The organism is Planktosalinus sp. (assembly GCF_059864935.1).
The window spans coordinates 1-8,758 of the sequence record NZ_JCBCCK010000400.1 but is presented as its reverse complement, the minus strand read 5'-3'; the positions used below and the strand labels follow the sequence as shown (position 1 = coordinate 8,758).

The following is an 8,758-nucleotide window of genomic DNA, read 5'->3' as shown; positions in this document are numbered from 1 at the left end:
TGCTCCCCAAAGGTGAGCCATGGACTGGTTGTTATGCCCATAATTGAGCACTATGGTATTGTGTGAATAGGTATAGGGCCTCACCTGGTTGTATTCTGCCTGAATGTAGAGGTTATTTATTCCAAACGGATTGAAGTATTTGAAGCCTAACTGATAACCGAGTTTGTTTTTCCAGCTTTTTTCACCGCCAAAAATATCGCTAGTGGAAAACTCGTCAATAATCAACTGGCTGTAAATCAGGAAATGGTCAGAAAATTTGTATTTAGCACTTAAACCAATCAAGGCGTTTCCGGAACGCGGTCCTGTGGAAAATTCAATGGCCCTGTAAAATATAATCGGGTTCAGGTAGTTGAGGTCAATGCCCCTGTCGTTACTGTTGTCCCAAAGCACGCTTTCAAAAAGGCCTATGTTTAATCTTTTGGAGATGTTGTAACTCAGGTAGTGCGTAGCCATATATTTGGTTGTGAACGCCCCATCGATAGTTGCTTCCTGGCGCACGTCCCGAAGAGACATCCAGGTGTTGGTGTATTTTAGTTTCCAAAAGCTGGTGTTGAGTTTAAAAAAAGGGCTTGGGCTTGAGACATCACTCAAAAATAAAGACCTGTAGCCATCGCCTATAAAGTTTTTGGCGTGACCCAATTGCACATTAAACATTTCACCCATACTGTATGACAAATATCCGGTTGCCAAGGGGTAATCATAGGCTGTTTCCTTAAATTCTTTTGCGATACCAAAACCGGGAATTATTGCAGGGTTTCCTCCGCCATCGGCTGCAATGGATTCTGCATAACGGTTAAAATAGTTGGCAAACCTGCCCTGACTTTCATAAATCACAGAGTGAAAGCTCAGGTTTTTACCTAAACCTCCCTGAACTACTGCCAAACGGGTATTGTTGTAGGTATAATCAAAATCGCTGTCTGCTTCTTTCCCCAACTGAAGGTCAACACCCGGGTCGAGGGTGAACCAATAGCCTTTTCCTTTGAAGCTTATCATATGTTCATTCCACCACTTACGTCCAAACCAGGAAGATTTATTTTTGAAAAGCAATGTGTCACGGGCTTCCATGTCATAATATTTATTGACCTCTTTATAAGTAAAAGGCCTTTGAGCAGTATGCGCATTGTTACCCACCTGATTCATATAAAAATCAATCCGGGCATAATCCTGGTGTGACAGCGGAATGTTGATGTTGCTGTTGTATTTTTCGTTTGAAAGCCCTAGATTTTGGATTTGGTCATACTCATTGGATTTGTCCCTTTGCAGTGAAATCATCTCTTTAACCCCGACTGTTTCTCCGGTTGAAACACCCGCTTGCAAAGGTATTTTTATGGGAAGTGTAAATTGGGTATATGTGGGCCTGGCATTAAATGTTGCCGGTTGAATTTTTGGGAGTTCGTCAAAAACGCGTTGTAATTCGTCTTTCAGTTCCTGATAGATGGCGTCGAGTGCCAGTATTTTAAATTCACCTTCGCGGGTGACTTCAAAAAAGACGACCATTTGCCCGCTGTATCCCTCGTCAAAAACGATTTGTGGTGTGTTGAAATTGTTATATATAAACGCATGCAGCGTGCTGTTGAAACAGGATTTCAGGTTTTGAACGGGTTCATTTTCACATTCAGGGAAAACCGGGTATTTTTCAAATTCACTTCCGGAATCCTGAGCTGCAACATAAAAAACTGTTAGGAAAAAAAATAGAGTCAGGGCTTTTTGAGTCATATTCAGTATCTAATGTTTGTTGCCGAAAGATACGTTTTTTTATGATTTTTGAAAGATTATAAACAAAAACCCGATGGATTGCTCTATCGGGTTTCAACTAACTTTTCCTTAACTTTAATTGACCACATTAAAAATAATGGGCAAAGTAAACCTCACATCCACTTCCCTGTTGTTTTGTATACCGGGCATCATTTTGGGTATCATTTTCACTACCCGCTCTGCTTCTCTTTCCAATCTTGGGTGGGGTGCCCTTACCTGCAACTGGTCAAGTTCTCCTCTTTTATCAATTACAAAGCTCACATAAATTCTTTGGTTACCGTTTAAACCAAGTTCACCGGCTATTTCTGTATTGAATCTCCTGTTGATCAGTTTGCCGATTTCGGCAGACATACAATCTCTTCTTTGATTGTTGTCGGTCAACATTTCACAACCTGGGAAAACAGGTACACGCTCTACTCCTATTAAAGAATAGATATTATTATCAGGAGGTGCAGGTGTTGTTGGTGGTGTTACTGCCACCACAGGGCTGCCTGTGTGAACCACATCCGGTTCGGGGTCAGTATCAATGTCGGTTTCATTAGCGGTGGGAGTTTCGACAATATTTACTTCAACGGGGTTGACTTTTTTGGGCTTTTCAGGCTTCACCTCTTCAACAGGAGGTTTTTCAGGCTCTATAATTACCACTTCACCCAACCAAACTTCGGTATAATCATCAAAAAGTGGGGAGGCTATCACTTGTCTTTCTGTGCCATAAGTTCCATTTATAACTAAAGCTACAGCAATAATGCTAATGACTAAACTTATTTGAAAATACAAGGTTGAGTTGTAGTTCAAATTAGCATCTTTCTTAGATTTTGGACTATCAACTTTGTTCTTACTAAAGAACGCCGTCATTTTTTGTATTGCTTTCATTGTTTGAGCTTTTAGTTAACACAATCAATAAATCAATTAAGATGCCAAAAAACAAAAAAAGCCATCAATAAAACATTGACAGCTTGATAATCAAATAATTATTTTTTTAATTTTCTACCTGGAAGAGAATTGGCAAGCTGTACATAACGTTTACGGCTTTACCTCTTTGCTTACCGGGTGTCATTTTGGGCAAACGCTCTATTACTCTTTTTGCTTCAGCTTCAAGTCTGGGGTGTGGTGCCCTTGCAAGCACTTCTACCACATTACCTTTAGTATCAATTTTGAATTGCACCGAGATTCTTTGTCTTCCGGTTAATCCTAAATCGTTAGCCAGTTCAGAATTGAAGTTTCTTCTCACAAAGGCATCAATGCGCTCTGACATACAGTTTTTTCTCTCATCATTGTTTCGCATATTTTCACATCCCGGATAAATTGGAACGTTTTCTATGACCGCAAAGGGGACATCGGATATTTCTTCAACCGCTTCTTCAATGGTTTCTATTTCGACAATTTCTTCAAATTGTGAAGTTTCTGTAGATTCTATGATTGTTTCTTCAATTTCTTCATCGTCTTCAACCACCTCTATAATTTCGGGTGCCGGTGGTGGCGGTGGCGGTGGTGGCGGTGGTGGGATGAATTCGGTAATTGGAATTTCCTCCTCCTCATCCTCTTCCAAATTGAGCTGACCTATATCAAGCAGGGATTTGTCATAGGTTTTCCATTCAATTGCCTGCCAGGTAATGAAAAGCATTAGTATCAATCCTATTTGGAAGAAAAAGATACTACGTTTGCTTAAATCAGCTTTTGGATTTTTTTTAGGCTCCATAATTTTCCTTTTTAATTGTTGCTAAAATATGTAAAATCTATTTTATAATAAAGCTAATTTTTACTTTTTAACTTTATTAAGTTACTTTGAAGAAAAATCAATACTAAAACCGCAGTTACAATGCCCAAACCATTGGCCAGTACATCAAAAACATCTGCTGTTCGGGTTTCAACCAAAGTGCCTTGTAGAACCTCAATAATTATACCATAGATAAAAGCAAAAACGGCTGTTATTGAAACCAGGGATTTAAAGTTTCGTTTTTTGTTTTGAGAAACTAAAAAAAGAGCCCATAAAAGCATCAGTATAAAATAACTCACAGCGTGAATCAATTTATCAGAAACAGCAAACTTTAATTTTGGGATAGACGAGGTACTTACTAAAGACCCAACAGTAATAAATAATGTAAACGACAGTGCTAAAAAAAGTAAAAATTTAGGCGTCAACAAGTTCTTTATATGCCTCATGATCCAGCAATTGGTCTATTTCAGAACTGTCTGAAATTTTAATCTTAATCATCCAACCCTCATTGTAAGGATCAGCATTTACCTTTTCAGGCTCTGATTCAAGTTGGTCATTGAATTCAATAATTTCCCCTGAGAGAGGTAGAAATAAATCTGAAACCGTTTTAACTGCTTCAACAGTGCCAAAAACATCCTCAATTTGCATGGTTTCGCCCACGGTGTCTACTTCAACATAAACGATATCGCCCAATTCTTTTTGGGCAAAATCTGTAATTCCAACAGTGGCTGTGTCGCCTTCAATTTTAATCCATTCGTGGTCTTTGGTGTACTTTAGGTTTTCTGGTATATTCATTTTATATGTGTTATGTGATGGTGTAATTAATTAATTTCCGAAGGTATATCTCAAGGTCAATCCACTTCTAATGGTTGTTTGCGGAAACGCTGTTGAAATGGCATATTCCGAAAACGTATGATCGTAATATAACAGTGCTGTTAAATTTCTGCTCAGGGCATAATCAGCAGTAAACTGGATTCCATAGATTGTCTGGCCAGCTGTTACTTGGCTGTTTTCAACATCCAGATACCTGATAATTGTTTTATTGTCCCTCATTGAGAGGTCAAGTTTAAAATTCAAATCACTTCTCAGCACTTGCTGGGTGCCCCCAAAATTGGTTCCTATTCTTAAATCCTTAATTCTGTATCCCAACCCCACTATGTACTCCATCCCTTGAATTTCAGTCAGGAGATTGTTGGCAAAACTCAATGACAAAGCTCGGTCTTTTCTTACTTCTGTCAAAATTCGAATTGAATTTTGCATTTCAAAATCAATTTTAAACAAGGGGCTAAAACGCTCCACTAAATTCACGTTTGCAAGCATGATTCTGTTTTTGAAGTTTCCGGACTGATCGACTTCACCCGGATTATTTCTGTTATAATCCAGGTTTGTTTCAAATTGATTTACGGTATAGTCAGCGCGATAGCCGTGTTGGATTGAAAAACGCCTGAAATTTTGTTTGAACCAATTGATTTTCATTAAACCGGTATATCTGAGTTCCCAGTTTGGAATTGGGAAGTCCCTGAAGATTCCTGTTTTCACACTTGACGGGTCAGACCCTTCATAGGCAGATAAAAACGCAGGTAATAAAACAGCCTGGCTGTTCTTGCCAAAACCTACCGGATAGCCATCCTGATCTACCGGATAGCCTGTTCCTCCATAAAAATCTTCCGCCAATCTGTTTGCTATAATTATTCTATTGTCCCTGAAATCCTGAAAGGTTTGAGAGGAGAATTCATTACTTGTAGTAAATGCCGTTTTTATCAATACGGTCGAGATATTGAAATTCCCAAAGGTTCGGGGTGTTAATGATCTGTACTGTTCACCTGTTACGATATAGTTTTCTGCATAAGATTCGGAATAGGTCCTGCTTCCGGTCAGGTCTATTTTTAAATCCGGGATTAGTTCAATGTTTGTCTGATAATCAAACTGGACGTTTTCAATTTCTGTGTATTGTTCATTGAATTCCGGGTAAAGTGTCAACCAACCATTTCTTGCCGCCAGTTCCCTAATTTCACCCTGACCTCCAAAAACGAAGCCGGTTGTTGGTCTTAGAGAGCCCATAAACCCAACTGAAGGCAGATAACCCGGCATATAAATACCGTTATTTTCCTGATAGTTAAGCTGAATTCTTTTAACGGCCGTTATAATGCCAATCAATGTGTTGTATGCCCTGTCTCCTCCGGTGAGTCTGGGTGCTCCTTGGTCGCCTTGTTGATTTCCTCCTGCTTCACCATTTCTTGTTGTAAACGCTGCGAGTCCATCGTCACCTCCTCTGGCATCACGGCCACCATCGCGACCTCTTTCACCGTCGGCACCAGGTAACCCGCGACCATCATCCCGGGCTCGAGCTGCTGTTGGACGTTTTTTGGTCAGGCCAACATAACGATAGAAATTATTCATATCCAGTGTTGAATTGATGCGGTGGGTGTTTGAGTTCTGGATAGTGTTTCCTAAATCAAAAACATCTACTGTTCCATCCTCAAGTTCAAGTTCAATGTTCCTAAACAAATCGCTGCCCCTTTGCCATTGATAATTTCCTGTATATGAATATGTTGCTCTTACCCATCTTAAAAAAGGCACTTTATTAAATGGCAAATCGTAATTCACCTGCAGGGTTTGGAAGTGCCTGTCGGGCACACCCACATCAAATAGTCCATCCCAAACGCCAATCTCGTTATTTATAATGCCGTTTTCGTCAATGTAATTTTTAACAATTCTATTGTTTGAAGCATTGAAGTTGAACCTTAAAGAATTGGTCAAGTTATAATTTACTGCATATTGCCAGTCAAACATATAGTTTCGCTGATATAAGGTGGGCAAACCTATATTGCCGGGAAGCAGGTTTAATTCCCTGAATTTTTGCTCATTATACTGTCTGATGATATTTGAACTTGCAGAAATGTTTGTGGGCAAGTAATTGAAGTTAAAATCCTTTAACAATTGCAGGTATGGACTTCTAAATAGGGAATCATTTTTCTTAAAGGGCTCTACAAGTTTTGGCGTAAAGCTATAATCATAGGTTGCACCCAGCCTGACATTTTGTTCCAGTGATTCTTCAATATCAAAGCTTTTATGGTCTATCTGATTATATGAGTAGGACAGTGTAATGTTTTCAACATCATAGGGCATAGGCTTTTTGGTGCCGGTCCTTTCTTTTCTAACCCCAATAAAGTTAATGCTTTGTCTTCTTGTATAGTCAATGGATTGTTCCTTGATCTGGTTTCTTTCATCGGCATCCTGGGCGTTGTTGATTCTGGTTTCGAGTTCAATATCCTGAAATTCTGGGTCATATAGCGGGGTGACTTGTTCTTCGCCTATGGCATAATTAAATGGTAATTGAATGCCCCAGTTTTTTGGGAGTAACTGCCCTAAGTTTACGTTGGTTACCACATCATACTGTTGAACATCTTCCAGGCTTCTTTGATTAGGTCCTTGCTCTAACGAACCAAAACCTACAGTTGTGCGTCTTCCGATGGCACTTACGTTTGCAAAATCAGCAAGGTTGACGTCCATACTGGCTACTGCGGCCCAACCGCCTTCATTATTTAATTCAGAAAGTCTTAATTCATTGAACCAAACTTCACCGCAAATGTTGTTAGCGGTGCTGTTTTTCACACCAAGCATGATCGTTCTTACAGCACCAAAACTGGGGTTTCCTTTAATCCCGATTCTCATGTCGTTTTCGGGGCCACCCAAACCGCCTTCCAGGTCAGCTTCGTCAAAAAACACCACTTCGCTCAGGTCAAATGCTTCGGGACTGCCCAGTACCCTGGCTTTTACTTCTTGTAGCAGTTTTAACGGAAGGTTCAGCCTGTTTTGGATTGGCCATATTTCTTCCCGGCTCGTTGCCCCAAAAGCTGTTGGGTTTAACGGCACCTCGATCTCGTAGTAGTTTTGTGTCAAGTCATTCCCCAAACGAATAAACGCAACAAGGTCGCCATCGCTTAACGCAATTTGATTGACCAATGATTCGGCGTGTATGAACATTTCCAAATTTTTATACTGACGCATGTCAATACTGAAATTTTTATAGACTGCCCTGCCGTCTTCCGGTTCTAAATCACACACCCTGAGTGCTAAAGATTGTTCATTTTGACGGATATTTGAATTGTTGTTTATTAATTCTTCCCTGAAAACCCCCGGAGGCAATACATACGGAATGGGTTGTCTGCTTGCATTTTCTTCGATACTTACAGATTCAACTTCAAAGAGTGTGTTACTGTTTTCAGGTAAAATTCCGGAAGGGTGTATACTTTGCGTAAACCTTCTGTAATCTCCCCTGACTAAATCCAATGTTCCAAATCTGAAGGTAATGTCCTGATCAAAATCAGTCAGGTACATTCTCATAAACCTGATGGACCTAAAGTCAGTTATTCCATTAACAGCTCTTGTGGGCTTACTTATCGGAATTTTAAACTGCACCCATCTCACAGCCTGGGTTTGGTTGTTTTGGAGGTTTACTTCCAGTTCTCTAACATCCGCAATAAATGGGTTGTTGTCCACATCCATCCCGGGATATAAATCAATATTGTACTCAAAATAACTATTTACCGTGTTCATGGTATTGTCTCGGTTGTAGTCTTCCACATCGGGTAAAGTGGTAGAGCCCCTGTTGGTTTGAGTCACCTCACTTGGTGAGTTTCCCTGAGTGCCGTTGTAGTTTTTGTACCTTGTTACTATATCACCTTCAGCCTGTAAAAAGTAAGTGTAATTATCACCGGCAGGATCGGGCAAACCGCCAAACAGCGGGAATAAGGCAGCTTCTTCAGCATCTGTTGCACCGTTCAATCCTAAATCCTGATTTGCTCTTTGTTCACCTTCGGTATCGAAAGCATAAATAAGTGACTGGTTTGTTGGCACTTTACCGTAAATTGTTGGTGTGGTGCCTTGGGTTCCGCCATCGGGAGGCAAACCGTTTTCATATTGTTTTCTGCCGGTTTTGAGTATGTCTTCAGAGATACTTCCCAGATTGAACCTTAATTGCCCCCCATTGTTGCCGGCGTTTTCTTCGTAGATAAACGGGTCCATGACCCAAAATTGGATGTATTCAACGTTTGAGTTTTCAAAATCGGTTGTGGTTAATGCCCTGGTTATTCCCGCCCATCTGGAAGCCGGATTGGGCAGCGAGTTTGTACCACCTGTTTCGGGATTGAAATTGTAAGGACCTCTTTCATCAGGGAAATAGGATAAATCTAAAGAGAATATTGCCTGGGTTTGCCCCTGAACAATATCAGTGTCAGGAAATATTTCATTGATAAACAGTCTTCGGGTGGCATAGGAAGACAA

Annotated in this window: 6 protein-coding genes; all 6 read right to left on the bottom strand. The window is 40.2% G+C overall.

Features of this window, described 5'->3' with window-relative positions:
- A partial coding sequence (remB, locus tag AC6F75_RS12325) for a gliding motility outer membrane protein RemB (protein ID WP_500715342.1) occupies positions 1–1,716 on the bottom strand: 1,716 nt, incomplete at its 3' end.
- A gap of 114 nt (positions 1,717–1,830) precedes the next feature.
- Complete coding sequence (locus AC6F75_RS12320; RefSeq protein WP_500715341.1) at positions 1,831–2,628, bottom strand: energy transducer TonB; 798 nt, start codon at positions 2,626–2,628, stop codon at positions 1,831–1,833.
- Positions 2,629–2,734: 106 nt separating this feature from the next.
- Entirely contained in the window at positions 2,735–3,454 is a 720-nt protein-coding gene (locus AC6F75_RS12315) for an energy transducer TonB (protein WP_500715340.1), read from the bottom strand.
- A 53-nt stretch (positions 3,455–3,507) separates the two neighbouring features.
- A complete protein-coding gene (locus tag AC6F75_RS12310; RefSeq protein WP_500715339.1) occupies positions 3,508–3,918 on the bottom strand; it encodes a VanZ family protein in 411 nt (136 codons plus the stop codon).
- On the bottom strand, positions 3,887–4,267 hold the full coding sequence (gcvH, locus tag AC6F75_RS12305) for a glycine cleavage system protein GcvH (protein WP_500715338.1): 381 nt from the start codon (positions 4,265–4,267) through the stop codon (positions 3,887–3,889). The genes AC6F75_RS12310 and gcvH overlap by 32 nt, the downstream gene beginning before the upstream one ends.
- A 30-nt stretch (positions 4,268–4,297) precedes the next feature.
- Positions 4,298–8,758 (bottom strand): T9SS outer membrane translocon Sov/SprA (gene sov / locus AC6F75_RS12300; protein ID WP_500715337.1); only part of this gene is annotated, 4,461 nt, incomplete at its 5' end.